Source organism: Rossellomorea sp. FS2 (genome assembly GCF_047915635.1).
Lineage (GTDB): Bacteria > Bacillota > Bacilli > Bacillales > Bacillaceae_B > Rossellomorea > Rossellomorea marisflavi_A.
The window spans coordinates 222,516-247,729 of the sequence record NZ_JBLRVS010000004.1 but is presented as its reverse complement, the minus strand read 5'-3'; the positions used below and the strand labels follow the sequence as shown (position 1 = coordinate 247,729).

28 protein-coding genes are annotated in these 25,214 nt (G+C 43.5%); 10 read left to right on the top strand and 18 right to left on the bottom strand.

Features of this window, described 5'->3' with window-relative positions:
- Positions 1 to 22: 22 nt before the first annotated feature.
- The 15 genes from ACNA6I_RS11930 to ACNA6I_RS11860 all read right to left on the bottom strand — a co-directional run bounded on the left by ACNA6I_RS11930 (position 23) and on the right by ACNA6I_RS11860 (position 15,571).
- Positions 23 to 961 carry a DUF1672 family protein gene (locus ACNA6I_RS11930; protein ID WP_416313368.1) on the bottom strand — a complete coding sequence of 313 codons (939 nt, stop codon included), beginning with the start codon at positions 959 to 961 and terminating at the stop codon, positions 23 to 25.
- A 47-nt stretch (positions 962 to 1,008) separates the two neighbouring features.
- A complete protein-coding gene (locus tag ACNA6I_RS11925) occupies positions 1,009 to 1,938 on the bottom strand; it encodes a DUF1672 family protein (protein WP_416313367.1) in 930 nt (309 codons plus the stop codon).
- Between the two features lie 4 nt (positions 1,939 to 1,942).
- The gene (locus ACNA6I_RS11920; protein WP_416313366.1) at positions 1,943 to 2,872 is read right to left on the bottom strand and encodes a DUF1672 family protein; all 930 of its coding nucleotides are present in this window, start codon (positions 2,870 to 2,872) and stop codon (positions 1,943 to 1,945) included.
- 131 nt (positions 2,873 to 3,003) lie between these two features.
- On the bottom strand, positions 3,004 to 3,930 hold the full coding sequence (locus tag ACNA6I_RS11915; RefSeq protein WP_048013582.1) for a DUF1672 family protein: 927 nt from the start codon (positions 3,928 to 3,930) through the stop codon (positions 3,004 to 3,006).
- An 84-nt stretch (positions 3,931 to 4,014) separates the two neighbouring features.
- Complete coding sequence (locus ACNA6I_RS11910; protein WP_416313365.1) at positions 4,015 to 4,944, bottom strand: DUF1672 family protein; 930 nt, start codon at positions 4,942 to 4,944, stop codon at positions 4,015 to 4,017.
- A 100-nt stretch (positions 4,945 to 5,044) separates the two neighbouring features.
- Positions 5,045 to 5,977 carry a DUF1672 family protein gene (locus ACNA6I_RS11905; protein WP_416313364.1) on the bottom strand — a complete coding sequence of 311 codons (933 nt, stop codon included), beginning with the start codon at positions 5,975 to 5,977 and terminating at the stop codon, positions 5,045 to 5,047.
- Positions 5,978 to 6,038: 61 nt separating this feature from the next.
- Positions 6,039 to 6,965 (bottom strand): DUF1672 family protein, encoded by a 927-nt coding sequence (locus tag ACNA6I_RS11900; RefSeq protein WP_416313363.1) that lies wholly within the window; start codon positions 6,963 to 6,965, stop codon positions 6,039 to 6,041.
- Positions 6,966 to 7,026: 61 nt separating this feature from the next.
- Positions 7,027 to 7,950, bottom strand: coding sequence for a DUF1672 family protein (locus tag ACNA6I_RS11895; protein WP_416313362.1), 924 nt, complete (start codon positions 7,948 to 7,950; stop codon positions 7,027 to 7,029).
- 122 nt (positions 7,951 to 8,072) lie between these two features.
- Entirely contained in the window at positions 8,073 to 9,005 is a 933-nt protein-coding gene (locus ACNA6I_RS11890) for a DUF1672 family protein (RefSeq protein WP_416313361.1), read from the bottom strand.
- A gap of 80 nt (positions 9,006 to 9,085) precedes the next feature.
- Positions 9,086 to 10,012 (bottom strand): DUF1672 family protein, encoded by a 927-nt coding sequence (locus ACNA6I_RS11885; RefSeq protein WP_416313360.1) that lies wholly within the window; start codon positions 10,010 to 10,012, stop codon positions 9,086 to 9,088.
- A gap of 247 nt (positions 10,013 to 10,259) precedes the next feature.
- A complete protein-coding gene (locus ACNA6I_RS11880) occupies positions 10,260 to 12,317 on the bottom strand; it encodes an SA1320 family protein (protein WP_416313359.1) in 2,058 nt (685 codons plus the stop codon).
- A gap of 14 nt (positions 12,318 to 12,331) precedes the next feature.
- A complete protein-coding gene (locus ACNA6I_RS11875) occupies positions 12,332 to 13,273 on the bottom strand; it encodes a DUF1672 family protein (RefSeq protein ID WP_416313358.1) in 942 nt (313 codons plus the stop codon).
- 356 nt (positions 13,274 to 13,629) lie between these two features.
- Positions 13,630 to 13,824, bottom strand: a complete 195-nt coding sequence (locus tag ACNA6I_RS11870) for a hypothetical protein (protein WP_416313357.1) — start codon at positions 13,822 to 13,824, stop codon at positions 13,630 to 13,632.
- Positions 13,825 to 13,844: 20 nt separating this feature from the next.
- Positions 13,845 to 14,570 carry a DUF1672 family protein gene (locus tag ACNA6I_RS11865; protein ID WP_416313356.1) on the bottom strand — a complete coding sequence of 242 codons (726 nt, stop codon included), beginning with the start codon at positions 14,568 to 14,570 and terminating at the stop codon, positions 13,845 to 13,847.
- Between the two features lie 74 nt (positions 14,571 to 14,644).
- Entirely contained in the window at positions 14,645 to 15,571 is a 927-nt protein-coding gene (locus ACNA6I_RS11860) for a DUF1672 family protein (protein WP_416313355.1), read from the bottom strand.
- A gap of 296 nt (positions 15,572 to 15,867) precedes the next feature.
- Between ACNA6I_RS11860 and ACNA6I_RS11855 the strand changes: the two genes are divergently transcribed.
- Together ACNA6I_RS11855 and ACNA6I_RS11850 are read left to right on the top strand one after the other, a co-directional pair.
- Complete coding sequence (locus ACNA6I_RS11855; RefSeq protein WP_416313354.1) at positions 15,868 to 17,454, top strand: ATP-binding protein; 1,587 nt, start codon at positions 15,868 to 15,870, stop codon at positions 17,452 to 17,454.
- Positions 17,451 to 18,125, top strand: a complete 675-nt coding sequence (locus ACNA6I_RS11850) for a response regulator (RefSeq protein WP_416313353.1) — start codon at positions 17,451 to 17,453, stop codon at positions 18,123 to 18,125. The genes ACNA6I_RS11855 and ACNA6I_RS11850 overlap by 4 nt, the downstream gene beginning before the upstream one ends.
- A 40-nt stretch (positions 18,126 to 18,165) precedes the next feature.
- Here ACNA6I_RS11850 and ACNA6I_RS11845 read toward each other — a convergent pair whose 3' ends face one another.
- Complete coding sequence (locus tag ACNA6I_RS11845; protein ID WP_416313352.1) at positions 18,166 to 18,582, bottom strand: VOC family protein; 417 nt, start codon at positions 18,580 to 18,582, stop codon at positions 18,166 to 18,168.
- Positions 18,583 to 18,737: 155 nt separating this feature from the next.
- Between ACNA6I_RS11845 and ACNA6I_RS11840 the strand changes: the two genes are divergently transcribed.
- From ACNA6I_RS11840 to ACNA6I_RS11820, 5 genes are all read left to right on the top strand, one after another.
- The gene (locus ACNA6I_RS11840) at positions 18,738 to 19,163 is read left to right on the top strand and encodes an NUDIX hydrolase (protein WP_416313351.1); all 426 of its coding nucleotides are present in this window, start codon (positions 18,738 to 18,740) and stop codon (positions 19,161 to 19,163) included.
- Positions 19,160 to 19,711, top strand: a complete 552-nt coding sequence (locus ACNA6I_RS11835) for an ATP-binding protein (protein ID WP_416313350.1) — start codon at positions 19,160 to 19,162, stop codon at positions 19,709 to 19,711. Before ACNA6I_RS11840 ends, ACNA6I_RS11835 begins: the two co-directional genes overlap by 4 nt.
- A gap of 60 nt (positions 19,712 to 19,771) precedes the next feature.
- Entirely contained in the window at positions 19,772 to 20,392 is a 621-nt protein-coding gene (locus ACNA6I_RS11830; protein WP_416313349.1) for a class I SAM-dependent methyltransferase, read from the top strand.
- Between the two features lie 2 nt (positions 20,393 to 20,394).
- On the top strand, positions 20,395 to 20,853 hold the full coding sequence (locus ACNA6I_RS11825) for a DUF664 domain-containing protein (RefSeq protein WP_416313348.1): 459 nt from the start codon (positions 20,395 to 20,397) through the stop codon (positions 20,851 to 20,853).
- 65 nt (positions 20,854 to 20,918) lie between these two features.
- On the top strand, positions 20,919 to 21,908 hold the full coding sequence (locus ACNA6I_RS11820; RefSeq protein WP_416313347.1) for a S66 family peptidase: 990 nt from the start codon (positions 20,919 to 20,921) through the stop codon (positions 21,906 to 21,908).
- A gap of 29 nt (positions 21,909 to 21,937) precedes the next feature.
- On the opposite strand, the gene ACNA6I_RS11815 is transcribed toward ACNA6I_RS11820, so the two are convergent.
- Positions 21,938 to 22,372, bottom strand: coding sequence for a GNAT family N-acetyltransferase (locus ACNA6I_RS11815; RefSeq protein ID WP_416313346.1), 435 nt, complete (start codon positions 22,370 to 22,372; stop codon positions 21,938 to 21,940).
- 62 nt (positions 22,373 to 22,434) lie between these two features.
- The gene (locus ACNA6I_RS11810; protein WP_416313345.1) at positions 22,435 to 23,157 is read right to left on the bottom strand and encodes a 3-ketoacyl-ACP reductase; all 723 of its coding nucleotides are present in this window, start codon (positions 23,155 to 23,157) and stop codon (positions 22,435 to 22,437) included.
- 178 nt (positions 23,158 to 23,335) lie between these two features.
- On the opposite strand from ACNA6I_RS11810, the gene ACNA6I_RS11805 reads away from it, so the two are divergent.
- From ACNA6I_RS11805 to ACNA6I_RS11795, 3 genes are read left to right on the top strand one after another with little or no spacing between them, the layout of a single operon-like run.
- Positions 23,336 to 24,055 carry a hypothetical protein gene (locus ACNA6I_RS11805; protein ID WP_416313344.1) on the top strand — a complete coding sequence of 240 codons (720 nt, stop codon included), beginning with the start codon at positions 23,336 to 23,338 and terminating at the stop codon, positions 24,053 to 24,055.
- A gap of 8 nt (positions 24,056 to 24,063) precedes the next feature.
- Positions 24,064 to 24,765, top strand: coding sequence for a GNAT family N-acetyltransferase (locus tag ACNA6I_RS11800; RefSeq protein WP_367037380.1), 702 nt, complete (start codon positions 24,064 to 24,066; stop codon positions 24,763 to 24,765).
- A gap of 23 nt (positions 24,766 to 24,788) precedes the next feature.
- Entirely contained in the window at positions 24,789 to 25,211 is a 423-nt protein-coding gene (locus ACNA6I_RS11795) for a GNAT family N-acetyltransferase (protein ID WP_048005634.1), read from the top strand.
- Positions 25,212 to 25,214: the final 3 nt, after the last annotated feature.

The following is a 25,214-nucleotide window of genomic DNA, read 5'->3' as shown; positions in this document are numbered from 1 at the left end:
TTTATTAGGGGAGGAGAGAAGGTCAGTCCTTACGAATATAGTCAGACCTACTCAAAGAATTATCCTTGAATGCCGCGGCATTGTTTTTTATTACATAATGATCATGTAAGTAGACGGAATAGGTTCCAGCGGGTAGATCCTGATTGGTTTCAACGGCTGTGACAATCTCATCAAAGATTTCCCGGTCTGGTTGTGCATCCTTTTCTTTCATAAAGAAGTGAATCGAGACAGTGAAAAACTCAGGGTCGAACTTATCACTTAGGTAGGCTTCTTTCAACTTTTCTATTGAGGTGTCTGGATCGTTTAGATATAAATTGTAGACGGGTCGGATGGCTTCATCTAGATGAGTGGCTTGTATGAAATAGTAGGGGGTGATATGGCCTTTGCCCCTTACATTTTCAATGGAATGCATTGTTCGGCCGGCTATCGGGTATTGAGAGGGGAACGTTTGTAACAGCTGATCGAGTTCATTGAATTCTTCCTCTTTTACTAGCGTATAAAGAGCAGCACAAATCGCTCCTTCAACTTCTCCTTCCAACGTCCATACTCCGCTGCTTATAACCTTTTCTTCCTTCACATTGATGGGCACGATCGCAGTGGAGTAAAAATGGAGATTCCCCTTGGATTCAAAAAACACCGTGACCCCGTCTTTATTGCCCACCATATTATGGACTTCAATATCGGTTTTGTACGTTTTCTTTATATAATCCTTAGTGGCTTTCACGACTTCTGCTTTATGCTCCTTCGCGATTTTCTCTGTTTTCTCTCCGCCGGGAAGGTCGTAGCCGTCGCCGGTGTAGGTAAGGACGCTTTCATACATGCCCTCAGAGCGGTCAGGGTTACTTTGCCCAGCCTCCTTCTTCTTTGATACAGACTGTTGTTTATCAGTTACTCCAAGACAACCACTCATTAGCATAGCGAAGCTGACTCCACATACTAGTATCACCCACCTGAATTTCACTTTGAATCAATCCTTTCTGGGTAACGTTAGTGAACATCCCTAATTAGTCATTCTTTGATGATCTCTTCATCCGGAAACTTTCGGTTAATCGAGTTATCTTTTGATCCCTCAGCTGCATGCTTAATAACATAGTTGTCATGGAGATTAATGGCATAGTTTCCGGACGGTATAGTCGTGCTATCCACTATTGTATTTACAATTCTTTCTAAGATTGCTTCGTCTGGCTCCTTATTAGGATCTTCCATATAGAACTGTATAGAGAATAGGTAGTCTTCAGGTATGAATTGCTCTTTATCAAATGCACTGCGCAACTCTGCTTTAGGGGTTTCTGGATCTTTCATGTACAACTCATACACAGGTTCTATGGCCTCGTCATCCGTTGAATTTGCGAGAAAGTAGAAAGGCGTCATGTAACCGATCCCGCCTACATTTTCTATCGCTTCTATTTTTCTCCCCACAATGTCTTCTTCATTCTCTAACTCTCCCAATATCCGATCCAATTCCTTGAACTCATCTTCAAAAAGGTAGGCATATAGAGCTCCTTTTATTCCACGCTCAACAACGCCTTCCAGCGTCCAAACGTGATCACCCAACACGTCCTTGTTCTTTAAATCGATCGGCACAATAGCAGTGGCATAAAGGCCGGTCGATTCGTAAAATACCGTGACCCCGTCCCGATTGCCCACCATATTATGAACTTTTACATCCGTGTTGAATTCATTCTTTAGATAGTCCTTCACTGCTTTTTCTACATCATCCTTATGATCCTTGGCGAATTTCTCATTTTTGTCACCCCCAGGCAGGTCGTAGCCGTCGCCGGTATAGGTCAGAATGCTTTCATACATATCGTCAGACCTGGGAACATCATCTTTCCCGTCAGAGGACTTTTGGGTAACAGATTTATCAGTACCGAAGCACCCACCTAATAAGAGTGAGAGGCATAGACTGCTTGTGAGTAGCTTCCACTTGATTTTCATTTTCTCACTCCTTAATTATTCCTTTTGTCGGGTCTTCACCAAGGGTATTTTGTTTATAGCTTTCTGAATTCGTGATCAGGACATAGTTATCGTTCAAATCAATCAAGTATCTTCCTTTGGGAAGTTCATTATTCGCCTCGACTGTTTCAATGATGGAGTTGAATGTTTCTTTATCAGGTTGATCTTGAGGATCTATCATGAAAAAATTCAAATTGAAAAGTAAATAATCCGGTTCAAATTGGGAATCATCGAACAGCTTGCTATACGTTTCTTTGGAAGTATCAGGATCCTGCAGATATTGTTCATATAAAGGTTGAATGGCTTCGTCTGTTGATGAGGCTTGTACGAAATAATAGGGACTCATATATCCGCTTCCTCCGACATTTTGGAGGGATTCTAGAGTCCTGCCGGTAATCGAAGGATGGTCGTCAAGAATTTCTGTGATTTGATCATCCAATGCTTTGAAATCGTCCTCCCACATATAGGCATAGAGAGCGGACTTTATTGACCTTTCCACTTCACCTTCTAGTGTCCATACATTTTTTTTCAGGATCTTGTTGTTCTTAGTATCAATCGGTACAATGGCACTTGAGTAAAAATGTAACGATCCGACTGACTCAAAGAATACGGTCACGCCATCCTGATTCCCAACCATGTTGTGGACTTCCACATCGGTACTATATTCTTTTTTTACGAAGTCTTTGACTGCTTGAACCACTTCACCCTTATGTTCATTCGCAATTTCCTCGTTTTTTTCTCCCCCTGGCAGGTTGTAGCCTTCACCGGTATAAGTGAGGACACTCTCATACTGATCTTCAGGCCGTGCATCTTCATCCTTGGAAACGGATTGTTTTTCTTGATTTGTCCCAAAACACCCTCCTAATAAGAGAGGGAGGCACAGACTGACTGTGATCGCCGACCACTTGATTTTCATACTACTCACTCCCATTACAGAATGTTGTTCCTTAAAGAACAAAGAGAGGGAAGGATCGCTTTCACCCTCAGTAAATGGTGCATCATGAGAAGAGGCATCCACTGTTCATTTGTATGACTTTCTCAAAAAAGCTACTGCTTAATAATTTCATCAGGAGCAGATCGGCTTAAAGAATTTTCCTTATAGCCTTCACCGTTTTTCTTGAGGATATAATGATCATGAAGATCGACCGAGTAAGAGCCGTTGGGAATGTCTTGGTTACTCTTGATTGCCTCTACGATTGAATTGAATACTTCCTGATCAGGTTCAGTATTTTCACGACTCATGTAAAACTGTATAGAAAAGGTTACGTTTTCGGGTTTGAATTTCTCTGCGCGATAAGCATTTTTTAGTTCGGACTTAGGTGCATCGGGGTCTTCCATAAACAGTTCATAAACGGGATTGATGGCGTCATCTAGGTCCACAGCCTGTACAAAGTAATAAGGAGTTTCATAACCAAGTCCGCCTGAGTTTGCTACAGCTTTTTTCGTGCGTCCTACGATGTCGTTTTCTTTTTGGAGCTCCTCAAGCAGATTGTCAAGTTTCTGGAATTCCTCCTCCATGATGTATGCATATAATGCAGCCCTGATCGCATCTTCCACTTCTTTACTCGAGGTCCAGACTTTATCTTGGGCTACCTTCCCGGTAGATGGATTGATCGGTACGATGGCAGTTGAATAGAAGTGAAGCCTGCCTAAGGATTCGAAATAGACCGTAACCCCATCTTTACTTCCGACCATATTATGGACTTTTACCTTTACGTGGTAGTTTTCTTTGATATAGTTTTCAGTTGCAGTGATGACTTCTTCTTTCTTTGCTGTAGCAATTTTTTCGGTCCTATCACCATTGGGAAGGTGCATGCCATCCCCGGTATAGGTGAGGACACTTTCATATACATCTTCAGGGCGATCCGGACCTGCTTGCTGTTTAGTAGATGTAGTGTTGTTGAATCCAAAGCAACCTCCCAATAGGAGTGGTAGAACGAAGAGGAAGGAGAGCGGGAGCCATCTAATTATCATGATTGAAAAATCCTCCTAAGGCTGAAATGGTTTGCACATATAATGTTAATAGAAACCATCATGCCAAAAACAGATGGCTCCAGATTACGAATCTTTTTCTATTCCTTCGAACTCTTCCAGACTGATAGAGTTCTTTTTATATCCTTCCGATGATTCTTTGTGGATATAGTGGTCGTTAATGGACAGCACATACTTTCCAGGGGGGATTTGATTAGCGTTTTCCACTTTTTCTTTAATGGCCTCAAATATTTCCTGACTGGGTTGAGCTTCAGGATTCTTCATGAAAAACTGTATGGAGATCAAAAAGTCATCACTATTGATCTCTTGGTTAATGGAACTGATGATGTCTTGGGTATCTGGGTCAGAACTTATTAAATAAAGGTCGATTGCGTCTTGGAAAGCATCTTCATATTTTAAAGGTTGAACAAAATAGTAAGGAGTCATAAAACCGTTTCCACCAACGTTTTGAATCGCTTCAAGCTTTCTTCCCACTATGTTTTTATTTTCCTGTAGGATCTCTTCCAGAAGTGAATCCAATTGGTCGAATTCTTCCTTTCTCCACAATGCAAACAACCCTGTTTCAATTCCTTTCTCAACTTCACCTTCTAGTGTCCACACGTTACTGGATAATACGGTCTCGTTTTCTATATCTATGGGGACTATGGCAGTGGAATAGAAATGTACATCCCCAACCGATTCATAGAACACGGTCACCCCGTTTTGATTACCTACCATATTGTGAACGTCTACGTCGGTGTTATATTCTTTCTTTAAGTAATCTTTCGTTGCTTTCACCACTTCATCTTTATGCTCAGCAGCAATTTTCTCAGCTTTTCCCCCGCCAGGAAGATCATAGCCCTCCCCCGTATAGGTCAGGGCACTTTCAAACTGATCTTCTGTCCGGTCAAGTGAATTCTGTTCATTGGATGACTTTTGTCCGTTTTCCGCACCGAAGCACCCTCCCAGTAGGATAGTGGTGCTTATACTACATGCGACCAGATTAATGATTTTCATATTCACACTCCTTGTTTAAGGTGGTCCTTCTTATTTTTAAAAAATTTTGGATCATTGTTAAATTGGACCAACTTTATTAGAGTGTTCATTCATAAACCTTCTATTCCTTTATGATTCCTTCATAGTCTGCCAGCCTTAAGGAATTTTGTTTATATCCTTCAAATTTACTCTTAATTACATAGTGATCATGGAGATTAATCATATAAGTACCGCTGGGAATTTCAGTATTATCTTTGATAGACTGGATAATGGAATCAAAGGTTTTCTTATCTGGGTTTGCATCAGGCTCTTTCATGAAAAAATTAATGGAATATGTTAAGTCCTTTGGGCTAAACAGGTCTTTATCGTATAACATCTTTAGATTGCTTTGAGAAGTAGTAGGGTTTTTCATATATTCCTCGTATACGGGCATGATTGCTTCATCATAGGTTGATGACTGAACAAAATAGTAAGGGGTCATGTAACCGTTACCGCCAGCGTTTTCTAGTGATTCTATAGTGCGCCCCGTGATAGTTGGTGTGGAATCAATAATTTCTTTTATCTGCTCATGCAAAGATTGGAAATCATCTTCCATGATATATGCATATAAAGCAGAGCGTATGGCTCTCTCAACGTCTCCTTCAAGGGTGAAAGTTTCACTGGATAAAATTTTCTTTTTCTTTGAATCGATTGGAACAACAGCTACCGAATAAAAATGTAACGGACCAACTGACTCGAAAAATACTGTCACCCCATCGCTATTCCCTACTATATTGTGAACTTCTACATCGGTATGGTATTCCTTCTTCAAATAATCTTTTGTTGCTTTTACTACCTCATCTTTATGCTCTATAGCTATCTTTTCATTTTTTTCACCGCCGGGAAGATCGTAACTGTCGCCGGTGTAGGTCAAGACGCTTTCATACTTCTCTTTGGGACGGTCCACTGGATCCTGTTCCGAGGATGACTTCTGTGCATTATCTATTCCGAAACAACCTCCCAAGAGAAGAGAGGTGCTGATACTGCATGCGAACAGCATGATAGGATTTTTCATATTCACACTCCTTAAACTGTATATCATCGGTTTTCCAGGCAGAAGGGAAGGGGACCTCTCTTTAGTTGTCTTTAATGATGGGAGTAGAATATTTAATTGAATTCATTTTTAAGCCTGAACCTTTATTTTTCTGCACATAGCCATCATGCAAGAAGAGTTTATACGTTCCTAGAGGCAGCATGTTATTTTCTTTCACCATTTCTTCCATCTTATCGAATGCATCCTGATTCGGCGCTGTCTTTTCATTTTTCATAAAGCCTTCAATATTGATCAGTACATACGTTGCGTCAAATTTAGTGGAATCATATGCTGCCATTAATGCTTCTTTTGTTGAATCAGGATTGTGCAAGTAGAGGTCATACACGGGCTTCATCGCCATATCATCCTTAGTGGATGTGACATGATAAAATGGGGTGTTATAGCCGCCACCACCAACATTTTGTAAGGATTCAAGAGATCTGCCGACGATGTCATATCTCTGTCTTAAAGATTCCATTTCCTTATCTAATTCTTTAAATGGTTCCTCGTTAATGTAGGCATATAAAGCTCCACGAATGGAATTTTCGATTTTTCCATCTAATGTCCATACATTGTCTGAGAGTATTCTTTGATTCTCTGTGTCGATTGGAACGATGGCTGTAGAATAAAAATGCAAGCGTCCTGTCGTTTCAAAGAACACGGTCACCCCATCCTTATTTCCCACCATATTGTGGACTTCTACATCGATATTATATTCTTTCTTTAAATAATCCTTAGTAGCCTTTACTACTTCATCCTTATGCTTTTTAGCAATTCTCTCATTTTCTTCACCACCGGGAAGATCGTAGCCGTCACCGGTGTAGGTCAGGACACTTTCGTATTGATCTTTGGGCCTGTCCAATGGATCCTGTTCCTTGGATGACTTCTGTGCGTTATCTATTCCGAAACAACCTCCTAAGAGGAGAGAGATGCAGATACTGCATGTGACCAGCTTGATGGGGTTTTTCATATTCACACTCCTTAAAAAGTATGTCATCGGTGGTCCTGGAAGAAGGGAAGGGGACCACTCTTTAATTGTCTTTTATGATAGGAGTAGAGTATTTAATAGAATTCATTTTTAGGCCAGTACCTTTATTTTTTTGTACATAATGATCGTTTAGGAAAATTTCGTATGTTCCTTTGGGCAAATTGTTGTTTTCCTTCACAAACTTCTCAATATTATTGAATGCATCTTGATCGGGCTTTGCTTTTTCTTTTTTCATAAAGCCTTGAATCGTAATAAAGGTATAGTTCGGGTCAAAATTACTGGTGTCATACGCTTCCGCAAGTTCTTCTTTCGTCGCTTTTGGATTCTCGAGATAGAGGTCATAAACGGGCCTCATAGCCAAATCCACCTTTGTGGATGTTACATGGTAAAAAGGGGTGCTATAACCGTTACCACCAACATTTTGTAAAGACTCAAGAGAACTGCCAACTATGTCATAGGTCTTTGCCACAGATTCCATTTCTTTATCTAATTCTTTAAACTCATCCTCATTGATGTATGCGTAAAGAGATCCACGTATAGAATTTTCAATTCTCCCATCTAATGTCCATACATTGTCTGAGAGTATTCTTTGATTCTCTGTGTCGATTGGAACGATGGCTGTAGAATAAAAATGCAAGCGTCCAGTGGTCTCAAAGAACACGGTCACCCCATCTTGATTCCCCACCATATTGTGAACGTCCACATCGATGTTGTACTCTTTCTTTAAATAATCCTTCGTTGCTTTAATTACTTCATCCTTATTTTGTTTCGCAATCTTCTCGTTTTTTTCACCACCAGGAAGATCGTAGCCGTCTCCGGAGTAGGTCAGGACGCTTTCGTACTGATCTTTAGGACGATCCTGTGAATTCTGTTCCTTAGAATTTAGTCCTTTATCAAATCCGAGACAGCCTCCTAAGAGGAAAGAGATACTGATAATGCATGAGAGCAGTATGATGTTATATTTCATCCTTCACACTCCTAACTAGAATGTCATAGATGTGTCACGGAAGAGTAAGTCATTCTTTTTTAATAGGGTTTAAAGTCATAACGGAATTCTTTTTTGTTTAAGATAAGAAGAGGCACATTAACTTAATTCTTAATAATTCCTTCTCGCGGATTCTGACTAAGGGAATTTTGTTTATACCCTTCAGATGTTCTACTGTGGATAAAATGATCATTTAGATTAATTAGATATCTTCCTTTAGGAAGGCTATTATTATTCTCAAAAGCTTCAATGATTTTGTTATAGATTTCTTTGTCAGGTTTTTCATTTGGATCTTTCATGAAGAAATGGATGTTAAACAGTAGAAAATCAGGTTCGAATGTTGAACTATCATAGACATCGAGAAATGCTTCTTTAGAAGTATCTGGTTCCTCCAAATATTTTTCGTAAACTGGTGTAATCCCTTTATCTATTAATGAGGACTGTACATAATAGTAGGGACTCATATACCCACTTCCACCAACATTCTGTATAGCTTTTTCAGTCCTGCCGGTAATGGATGGATTAGCTTCTACAATTTCTGCAATCTGTTGATCTAATTCTTCAAATTCGTCTGGCATCATAAAGGCATACAGTGCAGTTTTGATTGACCTTTCCACTTCACCTTCAATCGTAGTGACTTCATCTTTTAAAATTTTCTTGGTTGAGCTATCTATAGGGACAATCGCGGTTGAGTAGAAGTGTAAAGGTCCCTTGGATTCATAAAAAACCGTAACCCCATCGGAATTCCCTACCATATTGTGAACGTCCACATCAGTATTATATTCTTTCTTCAAATATTCTTTGGTCGCGCTGACTACTTCATCCTTATGCTCTTTCGCGATTTTTTCATTTTTTTCACCACCAGGAAGAGCGTATCCGTCGCCGGAGTAAGTCAGGACGCTTTCATACTGGTCTTCAGGTCGGTCCAGTGAATCCTGTTTTTGAGAAGACATTTGTCCTTGATCTGCTCCAAAGCATCCTCCCAATAGAAGGGTGCTACTGATAATGCAGGCAAATAGGTTAATCTGACTTTTCATGTTTCACGCTCCTCGAATTTTTGTGGAGAAGGGATTGATTCTAATCTGGTTATAAATGGAGAAGCATATCCAATCATTTTCTACTTTATGATGTAATCGGGTGCTGACTGGCTTAGCGAATTCTTTTTTACGCCTTCAGATGATTTCTTGTCTACAAAGTTGTCATGAAGATACACACTGTACGTGCCTTTTGGTATCTCACTATTGCTTTCGATTGTGTTGACCATTTCTTTTAACACTTTTGGATCGGGGGCAGCCTTTGGGTATTCCATGAAGAATTGTATGGAAACCCTAAAATACTTTGGATTGAATAGATCAGGTTTATAGGCCCTTTTTAGTTGATCTCGAGAAGCGTCAGGATTTTTCATGTAAAGCTCGTAAACGGGATTGATGGCTCCGTCTAAATCCATTGATTGAGTAAAATAGAAAGGTTTCATATACCCGATACCACCAACATTCTGAAGGGACTCTATTGTTCTACCCACAAGATTGAATTCAGATGAAAAACCTTCAACCTGCTTATCAAGGGCCTTAAATTCATCTTCAAATAGATAAACGTAAAGAGCTGCCCTGATGGCATCTTCCACTTCACCCTCCAGCGTCCAAACTTTATCTTCCATGACTTTTTTGTTTTTGGAGTCAATCGGAACGATGGCTGTAGCGTAAAAATGCAAGGGGCCGGTAGATTCATAGAAAACGGTTACCCCATCTTGATTCCCTACCATATTGTGGACCTCTACGTCGGTACGATATTCCTTCTTCAAATACTCCTTAGTCGCTTTAACCACTTCTTCTTTATGCTCATTAGCAATTTTTTCTTTTTTCTCACCGCCAGGAAGGTCATAGCCTTCCCCCTTATAGGTCAGGACGCTTTCGTACTGATCTTCAGGGTACTCCAGCTCATCCTGGTGTTCAGCTGACTCTTTTCCGACTTCATCCCCTAAACAACCTCCCAGTATGAAGGACACACAGATGCTACAGGCAATCAGCTTGATGTAGTTTTTCATTTTTTTCACCTCGCAATCCTGATTAAATAGTGGGGAATTAACACTGAATGGTGTTAGATGTTAAGTTAAGTATAAAAGGTATGATATCTTAATCGTAGAAGAAGAAATGCTAAATGAATGGACCATCACACATCCTTTCAAGGAGAGCAGGGCATAAAGAAAGGATATCATCGAATCGAGATATCCTTTCTTTTGTGGTGGGTGTCATCCTTTTATTCAATAAAATTACATTTAAGTTGCAAAAAAATTATTCGAAAGTAACTTTTTTAATTTGACTAGTTAACATGTCCAAATTTTCAATAACCAGATCAGATGTTTCTCCTAAGGCCTCGATTGATTTAGCGCTATGTTCACTTAATTGGAATGAAACATCCTGTAGGAGAATCTTTAGTTCTTTTAATTGAGTCATAGCAAACAAGTTGAGTACATTAATATCGTTGTAGTTAATGATAGTAAAAATAGCATCGTCAAGGTAGGGTTTAAATTCTCGTAAGAGGTCTGGTAAATAAATGCTTAATCTGAAGAAAGAATCTCTGACTCCTCCAAGCATGCTACCGATATCATCCAGTGGTCGGGTGATGGAATTTGCTAGCGATTTTAATTTTTGCTCTATTTCTTGAAATTGAGGGAAGAGAGAAGCAGGAAGTGAAATGGAATGAGAAAAGTCGAAAACTTTGCTAATTGCCAAGCTAATCCCTTTGACCGCTGTCTCAATAACTCCAACAATACTGGCTATGGCAGCAGCCGGAACACCTATTAAAATATGTGTTAGATTACTAATATGGTTAAAAGAGCTTTCCAATACTAACTCTTTTAGCTTCATTCCTAGGAGAAGATGATTAGACTCTTCTAACAAAAAATCAGACTTACCAGGAATTTTCACTATATCACTAATTGCATTTGCTTGCATTTTTATGCTTAGTGCCGAAGTGAGGTCTCTCTTTTCTAATTCTTCCTTAAAATTAACTACTTTTTCTCCAAAATCAACAATTTGTTGGCTTACTTTCTCAGTATTTGAATTGACGATAGTATAATGATCTCTCATTTCATTTACTAAAAAATCATCTACTTTGTTTTGGGCCTCACTTAAAAGGGAGGGAATTACATCTTCATTAATATGTGCGATTCCATTTGAAAGTGAACAAACTTCAAGAAAAAATTTATTAATATGGTCCCGTGCTTCCTGGAATAAACTCTCAACACTGATGTCAACGCTAATAATATGTTCAATCAACTCTACAGGAGGGGAATTAAGGATTGCGTTTATGGATTGAAAATGCTGTTCAGCTGTATCAAGTTTTGATAACCAATCGCTTACTTCACTCGTAATGGCAGATTGCGCCCGCGTAATTCCCTTTAGCACTGGATCATAGATGGAGTCTTCAATCATATCGTTAAATGTTGATATCATGGTTTCCAGCCGCATAGTAAAGATCGATTCTTCATTTAAAACAATTTCTTCGGACTTTTCCATGTAAGATTGGGCTAAACCAAAGTCATTACTAGCACCAACTAGTCCTTTAGACAGAATATCTAGGTTTTTAAGATTCACATCGATTCTGGTTGAGGATTCACCTGTTAATGTTTCTCCAGTCCAAATACTGGTAACAATGTGGTCATCCGCAGCAGTACTAATGGTTATCCCACGGACTGTTATTGAACCTTCTTTAAAACCTGTATGAATTGATCCCATACTTGAGATTATGGCTGCACCAGCTTCAATGGTGACGACTTCACCAGGAACTCGTTCCATTCCAAGTGGAGTTGTAATAGAGGTTAATGGATCGTGTTTATCATAGAAATTTAATGCATTAGGGTAAACTTTATTGGGATCTAAATAGCCTTTTGGCGCGGGAGCTGGATTAATAGTTACACACCTTAATTCAGGGTTTACTTGTAAGGCAGAAAAGGCTAGAGGACCACCAAGTGAGTTGCCAGCTACAGAGGAGATTCCGAATTTTTCATTCATCTCAATATAGTATTCTTTTGATGCTTCTAGTTGAGGGATCGTAGGCATGTCGGTAGTCAATAGAGCATCGGTTTTTAAGTCCTCTTTACCGTATTTAGCGTCTTTTTGAGTTCCTTGAAATATTATAGAATATTCTCCTGTTTCTACATTTTTTACAGTCATGGCATCTAGTCCTGTTGGGTCATCATATCTAGTATTAACGACTACAAATTTAACATCATTAACATTTATAGGATCACCGTATTTCGGTTTTTGATAAACCCAATCTCCAGCTAATTCAACTAGATCAGGTTCCGATGTTCCATTAAAACGCCTCTCTTCTATTGCTGTTTCCATGGTTCATTTCCCCCTCATTGCTCCGATGAGTGAATTATCAATGGCTTATCTAGCGAGTTCATTTTTAACCCCTCAAACGTACTTTTTTGAATTAAGTTATCATGTAATGCCACATTGTAAGTACCATTAGGAATAGGGTGGTTGCCTTGTACGATTTCTACTAATTTATTGAAAATTTTTTCATCGGGTTCAGCACCTTTTTTCTTCATGAAAGCTTGAATAGTTATATATACATCCTCTGGATTAAATTTTTCTTCTTTATAAGCAGATTGAAGTTCTTTTTTCGATACTTTGGGATTACGGGTGTAAAGATCATATACAGGATTCATGGCCTCATTTTCTGCTACCACCACATTATATAAGGTTGGGTTATAGCCTGATCCCCCCACATTTTCAATTGCTTCTACCCTACGTCCGACAATCTCTTCTGTTTTTATTAAGGTTGATAATTGTTCATCAAGGGCTTTAAATTGATCCTCCATAATATAAGCATATAAAGCTCCTCGGATGCCATCTTCTACTTGCCCTTCCGGTGAAAATGCTTCTTCCGCCATTACTTCTTTTTTCTGTAGGTTAATTGGAACGATGACGATACCGTAGAAATGTAGAGTTCCTTTTGTTTCATAAAAAACAGTTACTCCATCTTTGTTGCCGACCATATTATGAACTTCTGCTTCAAGGTTATACTCATTTGATAGATAGTTCTTTGTAGCTTTTATTACTTCCTCTCGGTGAGATTTAGCAATTTTGTCGGTTTCTTTTCCATTTGGAAGGAAATAGCCCTCACCAGTATAAGTCAGCACACTTTCATATTCTTCTGCGGGATAGTTCTGATCTCCCTGCTTCGTATCCGTCTTCTTAGCTTCTGATTTTTTTCCGCTGTCCACTCCAAAACAACCTCCTAATAATAATGAGATGCTTATACCACATACGAACAGTTTCCATTTATGTTTCATGTGTTAACAATCCTCCTAATGGGATGATGTACGTAAAAGAACTTCTTTATTGTAAAAGAAACTGTAAAGTATTAACAGGTGAATGTACCCATAAATTCAAAAACAGGAAAAACGTCACCAGGAAGGATTGTCTTGCCATGAATCTTTTGTCATTCGGATTTATGACAATTCCAAGGTGTTTGAGTCTTTTGTCACCTGAAATACCATTACCCTCCAGTTTATAGATTTAACCCTCTTGTTGGAAAAAATTATCTGTTTATTGATTCATTCATTGATGTACAATTCTTTATTTTAAAAGGGATATAGAGGGGGAGCCGTAATTTGATGAGAAGAAAGGCATTCCATTTATATTCATACTAATTCTTTATTATTTCGTCTGGATAAGCTCTTTCTAAAGAATTGTCTTTAAAACCTTCGGACTTGGACTTGATTACATAGTTATCGTGTAGCCTTACTTCGTAATGACCTTTTGGAACTCCATCATTGCTTTCAATTTCAATCACGATTAAATCCAAAACGTTTTTGTCGGGTTTACTTTTTTGATCTTTCATGAAGAATTGTACTGAGAATCCTATTTTTCAGGATCGAATTTTGATGGGAGGTACTCGGCTGCTAGTTCTTGTCTTGAAGCAGAAGGTTTTTTCATATACAGATTGTAAACAGGTGTCATCGCTTCGTCATCACTCACAACGACAAAATAGTATGGTGTCATATAACCATTACCACCTGTATTTTCAAGGGATTCTTCCAATCTACCCACTATGTGATTGTTTTTTTCTAGGCTTTCGAGTAAGTCATCAAGAACTTCAAACTCGTTATCCATGATATAAGCATACAAAGGGCCTTTGATGGCCGTTTCGACTCTTCCTTCTAAAGTCCAAACTTGATCGGTTAATACTTTTTTATTTTGAGTATCAATTGGTACAATGGCCGTTGAGTAAAAGTGTATGTTCCCTACAGATTCATAAAAAACTGTCACGCCATTTTGATTTCCCACTATATTGTGCACTTCTACATCTGTGTTGTATTCTTTCTTTAAATAATCCTTAGTCGCTTTAATTACTTCATCTTTATGCTCCTTAGCTATCTCTTCATTTTCTTCTCCTCCCGGAAGATCGTAGCCATCTCCGGTGTAGGTGAGTACACTTTCATATATGTCCTTGGGGCAATTCAACTCGTCTTGCTTTGTATTGTACTTCTGCACTTCTGACTTTGTTCCCGTGTCAACATTTGAACAACCGCCTCCAATCAATAACATGCTTATACCACATGCGATGAATGTTCGTTTACGTTTCATTTGTTTATGAATCCCCCTATCACAATTTTGCTGCTAGTATGGGTCAGGTTGACTTGTTTCAGAAATCTCGGATTCTATTCTTTGACAATATTATTTGGAGGACCATAGCCTAACGTATTCTCTTTGTTACCGGAAGATTTAGCCTTGATGACATAGTGATCATTCAAATGGACAGAATAGGATCCATTTGGAATATTCTCGTTTTCTTCGAGTGCTTTTACAATGGAATCCACTATTTCTTGAGAAGGCTGGGCATCAGGCTCGTTCATGAAGAATTGGATGGCTACGCTATAGTATTTAGGGTTGAATTTTTCGCTTGCATAGGCAGCTTTTAACTGATCTTTTGGAGTATCAGGATTCCTTATATATAAGTCATACACTGGATTTATGGCTTCATCCAGATCAATCGATTGAGTGAAGTAGTAAGGGGTCGTATATCCTCTTGCTCTTACATTTTCAAGAGACTCTTGTGTACGGCCGACAATGGGGAAGTCTTCAGTGAATCCAACCATGAGTTTGTGCAACTCTTTAAATTCATCAGCCATGATATATCCATACAGTCCACCTCGAATGGCATCTTCTACTTCACCTTCGAGGGTCCATACCGAGTCGGCCAATACTTTTTCATTGCGAACATCAATCGGTACGATCGCAGTGGCGTAAAAGTGGATTCGTCCGGTGGATTCATAAAAGACTGTCACTCCGTCTTTATTTCCCACTATGTTGTGGACTTTTACATCAATATTGTATTCCTTCTTCAGAAAATCTTTTGTGGCCTTGACCACTTCATCTTCATGCTCTTTAGCGAAGGCTTCATTTTTTTCGCCACCGGGAAGATCGTAGCCATCTCCGGTGTAGGTGAGTACACTTTCATATATGTTCTTGGGGCGGTCCAACCCATCTTGGTTTGTATTGGTCTGTTCGCTGTCCATGCCTAGACAGCCGCCTAATAAAAATGAGACGCTCGTTGTGCATAGGAGCAGCTTCCGTTTTCGTGTCATGGTTTCAAGCCTCCTAGTGATATGTACTTCTGTAATACAGTAGATAGCAACCGTTTAATCGTACTAGAAAAACGGATTTCTGATATGTTACAGCCACCTAATTTATGGATGTACCCATATTTATGGGAAAATATTCTTATTCTATCAATCTTTCTTTATCGAAATAACCAGCATGTCCCGTTCTTCAGTTGAAAAGTTAAGGGATCACTCGTTACATCTGAATATTCAGAAATCCTATTGCCAAACGGCGGACGTCCTTCTAAAATGAAAGAAATGAGACCGGGGAGGTCAGAGGGATGAATGTATCGCTGCAGACGAAGCTCTTGGTCTTGATCCTGACGTTGCTGTCATCGGTCATCCTTCTCCTGAGCGGCACGTTTGCTTATTTCGAATCCAAGGAAACGGAGAAGGAAGTCGGTCAGCTGGCCTTGCAGGTGGCGACGACGGTGTCCCTTATCCCTGGTATCCGGGAAGCGTTTCATACAGAGGATCCGGCGAAGATCATTCAGCCCATGACGATCCAGATGAAGGAGCAGGTGGGGGCGGAGTTCATCGTGGTAGGGAATAAGGACAGCATTCGCTATTCCCATACGCAGCAAGAGAAGATCGGTAAGCGGATGGTGGGAGGGGATAATGACCGGGCCCTCATCAATGGAGAGTATTATACGTCCAAAGCCGTCGGTTCCATGGGTCCGTCCCTGCGCGGAAAGGCGCCGATTTTTGATGATAACGGGAAGATCATCGGGCTCGTGTCCGTCGGCTTCCTCGAGGAGGATATTCACACGCTGTTCATTCAGAAGCTCCGTACGTATGGGATTGTCTCGATTCTCGTATTGGTGGCAGGAGCCGTGGGGGCGGTCCTTCTGGCGAAGAATATCCGCCGCGATACACACGGGTTGGAGCCGAAGGAAATTGCGGCTCTGTACCGGGAGCGGAATGCCATCCTCCTTTCCATAAAAGAAGGGATTATCGCTGTGGATGAGAAGGGGTTGATCACGATGATGAATAACTCTGCGAGGAAGCTCCTTGGTGTGAGTGGGCGGAAAACCCAGGTGCCGGTACAGGAAGTGATACCGAATACGGAAATGTATGATATCCAGCGGAACGATATTTATGAAAACGATCAGGAAATGCTCCTGAACGGAAAAGTGGTAATCGTCAACCGGACACCGATCATGGATAAGAACGGGATTGTCGGAGCGGTGGCGAGCTTCCGTGAGAAGACGGAAGTGACGGAAATGATCAATACCCTCTCAGAGGTCCGGCAGTATTCTGAAGATCTTCGTGCCCAGACCCATGAGTTCACCAATAAGCTGTATGCCATCTCGGGCCTTCTGCAGCTGGAGGAATATGAGGAGGCCATCGATCTCATCCACTCAGAGGCCGACGTGCATGGAAGCCAGAACCGGATCGTGTTCGAACAGATCCATGATCGCAAGGTGCAGGCCATCCTATTAGGAAAGATCGGGAAGGCATCTGAATATAAAGTGACGTTCAGCATCGATCCAACGAGCTTTTTGAAACCGTTACCAAAAAGGGTTGCCATGAGTGACCTCATCACCATACTGGGAAACATCATGGATAATGCCTTTGATGCCGTTGCTCACAAGGAGACGAGGGAAGTCACTTTCTTTACCACCGATATCGGGAAGGATATTGTGTTCGAAGTCGCCGATACCGGAGCCGGGATCCCTGACGATGTGGATGTATTCCAGCGTGGGATCTCTTCGAAACAGGGGAAGAACCGGGGAGTGGGATTGACGCTGGTGAAGGAGACGGTCACAAGGCTTGGCGGAACGATTGAGCTTCATGTACCGAAAAGCGGAGGGACGGTCTTTACCGTGTTCATTCCAAAAGAAGAGAAAAGGGGAGAAGAAGGATGATCAAAGTGATCATAGCGGAGGATGATTTCAGGGTGGCGTCCATCCATGAGCGATTCCTCCAGAAGATCGAAGGGGTCACCGTTGCCGGGAAGGCCCTGAACGGGGAGGAAACCCTCCGCCTGCTGGGAGAAGAGGAAGCGGATCTATTGCTTCTCGACATCTACATGCAGGATCAGCTCGGGACGGATCTCCTGCCGGCGATTCGTAGCCAATTCCCCCATGTCGATGTGATCATGATTACTGCGGCGAACGACCGGGAGCTTGTGGCGACGGCCCTCAGGAACGGGGTTCTTGATTACATCATCAAGCCCGTATCCTTGAAGCGGTTCACCTCCACCTTGCAGCAGTACCAGAAGAGAAGGGAGATGCTGAAGGAGAAGGAAGAGGTCAGCCAGGCCACCATCGACCGGTTGCTCGGTCTGCATCAAACGCCGCTGAATGGAAGCGGCATGCCGAAGGGGATCGATCCCCTCACCTTGAGCAAGGTGAAGGCGATCGTGGAGAATACGGGCAAAGGAATCTCAGCTGAAGAAATGGGCTCCAGGATGGGGGCATCCCGTGCAACGGCGAGGCGGTATCTGGAGTACATGGTCTCAACGGGGGAAGGAACGGCGGAGCTTGAATACGGAATCGTAGGCAGGCCGGAGCGAAAATATTTCATGGCTAAATAAGAAGGAAGCTCTTCCCGCGGAGAGCTTCCTTCTTATTGTTCTAGCTTTTCCCTTGAAGTTTCCGTACTTCCTCGCTGTGAAAAGGTGATCCGGTTACTTCATCCACAATGGAGAACTGGTTCCCGTCGGGATCGTTGAAATCGAAGGCTTTCATACCCCCGAAATCTTCAAGCGCTGTGACCGTGACACCGTGCCTTCTGAAACCTTCATGAGTGGCTTCAATATTATCCGTGAGGAAATTGAAGTACGCATTCTTCCTGTCGCCCCTGATTGTGAACTCGGTTTCCTGACGTGACTCCACCTTCACCAGGGCAAGCTGGGTGAGACCGTCAGGCAGGCAATACCCGACCCCGTCTTCCCACTCGTCGATTTTCTTCACCCCGAGATGCTCCTCATACCACGCCATTGAACGCTCCATATCCGTCACCGGAATAAAGATGGATCCTACTCGAAACATCCTGACACCTCCTTTAATTGGAAATGATCTTTCTATCAACTATTCGCTATGAGTCCGGAAATCCCTTCAACAAAGGTTTCAGGCTGAAAAGCATTGAGTATGCTGGATTTTTCTGAAATAATAGAATTGGATAATTTATGAAAAGAGGATTGATCATGACAATGTCATACACACCACCCAAGCATATTGTTTCTGCGGCCGTGACCGTGCTGAACGAAAAAGGTGAAATCCTTTTGATCAAGGGGCCGCGAAGGGGATGGGAGATGCCGGGTGGGCAGGTCGAAGAAGGAGAATCCCTGACGGACGCAGCCATCCGGGAGACGAAGGAAGAGTCGGGTATCGATATCGAAATCGTGAAATTTTGTGGAATCTATCAGAATGTGAAGCAATCAATCTGCAACACCCTCTTCCTCGGTAAGGCCATCGGCGGTGAGCCGACGACATCCGCGGAGAGCCTGGAAGTGGGGTTCTTTCCGGTGGATGTGGCTCTGAGCATGGTGAACCACTCCAACTTCCGCCAACGGATTGAAGATTCGCTGGAGCACACCCGTCATCCCATACACGTGGAGTTTAATCAATGAGGCTGGCCGTCCTTACCGTAGGGAAGACCCACAGCGGCAAGACCACCTTTGCCCGGGCGCTTGAAAGGGAGCTGCCTGATTCTATCGTCCTCGATCAGGATATTCAGGCAGAGTTCATCAACACCCACTACCGGAAGCTTGTCCCTGAGAAGGGCCCAAACACCTTCAAAATGGCCCTTTCACAGACCATTTTAAACCATGCGGTCGAGCATACCGGACATCATATCATCCTGAGCAACTCCAATCTGGACCGGGATGGGAGGCGTGACCTGCTCTCAAGCTTTGAACAGAAAGGCTTCAAGACGATTCTGGTCGACTTTCAAATCCCAGATTCCGTCCTTTTCAAGCGGATCGGTGAATCGGGCCGCAGCACGACGATCTTTAGGACGACCACCACTTCATATGAAGAAGTGTTGCAGAGACAGAACGGCTATCACGGAAACGGCCCCTCTGAAGGAGAAGCTGATCATCTCCTTACCATCAGGAGTGAAGAGGAGGTGATCATCGTAATCGATGCGATAAAAAAGATAATAAGTATAGAAGAATAGAAGGAATCGGAAGTATCCCTGTAGAATCAAGAACATACGTTCTAAAACAAGGAGGTACATATGCAGAAAATCAAAGATCAATTAACCGATTCATATAATGCTGCTGCCATCTCCAGGGATCGCGAGCTCAAGGAGAATTGGAAGGCGGAAGTGCGCAGCCATTTCCTGTCGCTCCTGTTCAGGGAAAACAAAACCAGACTCCTTGAGGTTGGAGCCGGGTCAGGGCAGGATAGCGTATTCTTCAAAGAAGCAGGACTGGATACGTTCAGCACCGATCTGTCACCGGAAGCAATTCGGCTGTGCAAAGAGAAAGGGCTTAAGGCAGAGGTCATGAGCTTTGATTCGTTAACGTTCCCCGATGGAGCGTTCGATGCCGTATGGGCGATGAACTGCCTGCTACACTGCCCGAAGGATGATCTGCCCGGCGTACTTGAAGGGATCAAAAGGGTACTGAAGCCAGGCGGGGTCTTTTTCATGGGTGTCTATGGAGGCAAGGATTCAGAGGGGATATGGGAAGGGGATTTCTATGAGCCTAAACGATTCTTCGCCCTCTACACGAATGAACGATTGAGAGAGGTCCTTGAACGGCATTTTAAGATCGAATCGTTTCGGTGCCTGGCAAAAGAAGAGCTGGGCAGGGATCTCGATTTTCAAGGAATCATCCTTCGGAGATCACGGTAATCATGGGCATCTACATAAAGGAACAAAAAGGGTACGCCCCCCAGATCGGGCATCTTGTATCCCAGATGGAATATGCACGGAAGACGACGCTTGATTCCATCGAAGGGTGCACTCAGGAAGAACTGGATGGCCTTCTTTCGTCAGATGGTAACACCATCGGGGCATTGCTCCTTCATATGGCCGCCGTAGAGAAAGGATTCCAGATTGAATTCTTCGACGGACGGAAACCGAATGAAGTAGAAATGGAGGAATGGGGAGCTGCCTACGGGCTGGGAGCCCGTGGCCGCAAGGAAATCGTTGGACACCCCCTTTCCTTTTATATTGCAACATTGCGTCGTGTCCGGCAGAAGACCCTCACAGTCCTTGCCGATAAACCGGATGAGTGGCTCTATGAGGAGTGCCGGTGGGACGGGTACCCTTCGAATCACTACTTCATGTGGTTCCATGTAATGGAGGATTAAATCAACCATAGAGGGCAGATCCGGCTCATGCGGAAAGCCCTGCAACTAGAAAGGAAGAGAGAGGCATGAACAGATTGAAACAAGGAGATAAGATCGGGATTTTTTCTCCATCCTCGCCTGCTTCGGCGCATTCAAAGGTGAGGTTTGAGCGGGCAAAGGCCTTTTTGGAAGAGAAGGGCTTTACCATAGTGGAAGGTGCCTTGACGGGTAAGCAGGATCATTATCGATCAGGGACCCCGAAGGAGCGGGCAGATGAACTGAATGAGTTGTTGCGACGCACTGACCTTGCCATGATTATGTCGGTGATCGGGGGGACGAATTCCAACAGTATGCTCCCCTATATCGATTATGAGGCGTTCAAGGAGAACCCGAAGCTTCTGGTGGGCTACTCGGATGCGACGGCAATCCTGTTGGGCATTTATGCGAAAACAGGGATCACCACCTATTACGGACCATCCCTAGTGCCATCGTTTGGAGAGTTTCCTCCCTTGGTCGATGATACCTATCGCTTTTTTGAAGACTATTTCATGAACGACACGGTCGTACCGTATGAAGTCCCGATGCCGCCTCTCTGGTCGGATGAACCCGTGAACTGGCTGGAGAAGACAACGGATAAGACGCTCTATCGGAATGAATGGGTGACAGGAAATCCCGGTAGCGCAGAAGGAAGGCTTATGGGCGGCAATGTCAGCACCATGTATGGCTTTATCGGCTCAGAGTATTTCCCCGAAGTGAAAAAAGGGGACATTCTCCTGATTGAGGACTGCGGCAAGCATGCCTCTGTCGTGGAGAAGAATTTTGCCATGCTGAAGGTTCATGGACTGTTCGATAAGGCGGCGGGAATCATTCTTGGGAAGCATGAACAGTTCGATGATGGGGGAACGGGAAAGAAGCCACTTGATTTCCTCTTGGAGCAGCTCGATGGAAGAGAACTGCCGGTCCTTGCGGAGTTCGATACGTGTCATACGCACCCGATGCATCCTCTGGCAATCGGAAAACGGATCAGGCTTGACGCGGGAGAAAAGACGGTGACGTGCGTAGAGGAGTGGATATAAGAAGAAAAGGCACCCGGTGGGCGCCTTTATCACTTTAATTCTTTTTTCATCAGTTTATGGGGGATGTCTGCTTCATAGAAGATCTCGGGCTCGGATACATATCCAAGCTTATGATAGAACCCTTCGGCATGGGTTTGACCATGCAACTTTACGCGGCTCAGGCCATGCTCCGATGCGATGTCTTCAAGCTCCTGAATGATATGGCGCCCGACGCCGCCTTTCCTGAATGGCTCACGGATGCAGATGCGCTCAAGTTTCCCGGTTCCTTCCACTGTGCGGATGCGACCCGTACCAACCGCCTTCCCGTCCTGATAAATAAGGATGTGGGTGCAATCGGCTTCAAGGTTGTCGAAAGCATCGTATTCTTCATCATCGGGGGTACCCTGTTCGTCGATGAAGACTTCTTTGCGGATGGCGAATGCTTCTTTCAATTCGTCTTCTGTTACGATTCTCTTGATGTTCACTGGCTTCAGTCCTTTCAGCGCTAATGATTAAGAGTATAGCGGAATAGTGAAGGCTTGTATACTCAGAAAGGATTCGTCGCCCACTGAAGGGATTGCTTGATGAAGATGCGGCGGTCCAGCTTGAGAAGTGATACCATGTGCTCGGCCAGGTCTTCGGGCTGCATGTATTTACTCGTGTCGGTTTCTTCGAGCTTATCACCAAACGTAAGGTCTGTGGCTACTAAACTCGGATTCAAGGTCATGACGCGGATATTATGCGGGCGCACTTCCTGCATGAGAGATTCAGATAATCCCTGAAGGGCGAACTTCGAACCGCAGTAAGCAGAGCTTTTCGCTGTACCTTTCAGTCCGCTGCTGGATGAGATCATGATGATGTCCCCGCCGTTTTTCTCGATAAGCTGAGGAAGGACGGTGCGGGTCACGTGGTAGGTGCCGAAAACATTGACCTCGAAGGCACGCTTCCACTCCGCAGGTTCGAGTTCAAGGAACTCTCCGTATACACCGATTCCCGCATTGTTGATCAGGATGTCCGCATCACCGAGTGCGGATTGAAGCGAAGAAACAGCTGCTTCGACGCTTGACAGGTCTGCAATATCAACAGATGCCGTAACGGCCCTCACCCCATAGGTTCTGGCTTCTTCGGCCGTTTCCTCCAGGTCGGACTCCGTTCGTGCCATGAGTCCGAGATGGACGCCTGCTTTAGCAAGCTCAAGTGCGGTTGCTTTCCCGATGCCGCGGCCGGCACCGGTAATATACGCGATCTTTCCTTCGATAGATTGTGCCATCCATGATTCCCCTTTCAATAGGTTCTTATGGACAGTGTACGGGGTCCGGGAGGGGCTTGCAAGGAATCACCATTGAAATGGAAGCGTAGGAGACAGACTCAGGGAATCTCCACACCAAGGTATGACGTTCTCTGTTTCGATACGCAGCATGTTGAAGATTAAAAGGAGGAGTGGTTGAATGGCGTATTCGAGTGTGACCATTCAAATGAGGATAAAGGATTTTTCGGAAGGTCTTGCATGGTATGAAATACTGTTCAATCGTAAACCGGACTTCGTTCCTCATGAAGGATTTGCCGAATGGGAATTGGTCCCGGGTTCCTGGTTCCAGCTGGCAGAAGGAGAGCCTGGAGGAGGTCCGATGCGAATGGGGGTGAGGTCTATTGAGAAGGAGCGCGGGCGGCTGATGACTGAACTTGATCTGGAGATTGAACCGATACAGCGAAGAGACGGTGTGCCGGCATCTTGGTGTACATTTGAAGATCCTGAAGGAAACAAGATCGGCCTGTTTGAGGATCATCAGGATCAGCACCCGGTCATTCAAGTTGTAGAGGACTATTTTGTGGAGTGGTCAAAAGGATATGTATCGAAAAGAAGTGAAGGAATCCGGGCATTTTTCTCCAAATCATTTACAGGATACTGGGCGAAGGCGGGTCTTGAAAGCATCGAACCCTATGGGCATGATTACGGTCTGGATGACGTATTGCGTCAGATTGATCGAGGAGAGAAACAGTTTCACCTCACCTCCTTGGTGGAAAGGGGCGGGGGTGAGGTCCTGCTGACAGGGCGTGAGACGAATATGATCCAGGGGAAAGCCTACTCGGCACAGTGCCTGCTGGTTTGGCGGCTGGAGGACGACGGGTGGAAGCTGTTGAGGGAGCATATTGAGCTGGAAAGGTGATGATGAGCATGGATGATCGGCTTATTAAGCGATACCGTGGTGACTATTTCATCACATACGAGGTGCCGCAGAATGTTTCACCGATTGAGTTACAACAGGCAGTGACTGAAAGCCTGCATGATGACGCAGGTGAGATCAACATGGTATTTGAAGATGAGCCAAGTGAAATGGCTAAGGGGCTTATGAATCAATATGGTTTCCATTATCATGACTCGTTGGTTGAAGTGAGGAAAGGTTTGCTGGATGAGAAGGCTCCCCCTGGATTGTCATGGGAAGAGGGGAACAGTGAGGGTATAGGAGGGTTTGCTGAGATGTTGGAGAGGGCCATGTCAGGCTCGTTGAACCCGCCTTCAAATAATGCCCGTCGTCAGCTTCAGAGTGCAGAAACAGAGCTTGGGAAAGGGTATGAAAAGTCTTGCATCACCGTATTTGAGGGAGGCCACCCCATTGGAATCATCATGCCCCATATCGAACCCGACACGGTAGCGGAGGGGAGGCTCTTTTATTTTGGCCTCTTCCCTGAATATAGAGGCGAGGGAAAAGGAGTCGCCCTCCATCAGCTGGCTCTCCATCTTCTGCGGGAGAATTTTAGAGCAAAGGTCTATATCGGCAATACTTCTGCAAAAAATATCCCCATGATCCATACCTTCATACAAAATGGATGTCATTTGATTTCAAGAAAGCAAGTCTTCAAGCGGCTCCAACAATAAAATCAGGAAGAGTGAATAAAACCATGCAACTAACACTGAAAAACAACCGTGAAGTCACATTCAGAAAGTTCAAGGAAGAAGATTTTCCGGCAATCCACAGCCTCAATGAAAAGGAAGAGTGGAATAATCTTGTGAGTAAGAGGGAGCTGACCAAGGAGGCCTGGCTCGATTCCGGGATCGCCTATGTGGCTGAATCGGAGGGGGAGATCATCGGGTATATCCGCGGGCTGACGGATCAACACATCACCCTTTTCATCTGTGAACTATTGATTGACCAGAATTTCAGGGGATGCGGAATCGGAGCGAGACTCCTGGACTATGTTCACACCCTCTACCCGAGCACCCGGGTGGAGATGCTGGCCAGTTCCACGTCAAAGACCTTTTACGAGCAACAATCCTATCGCCCATTCTACGGTTTCCGCAAAACGTTTGAAGAAAGACATTGAATG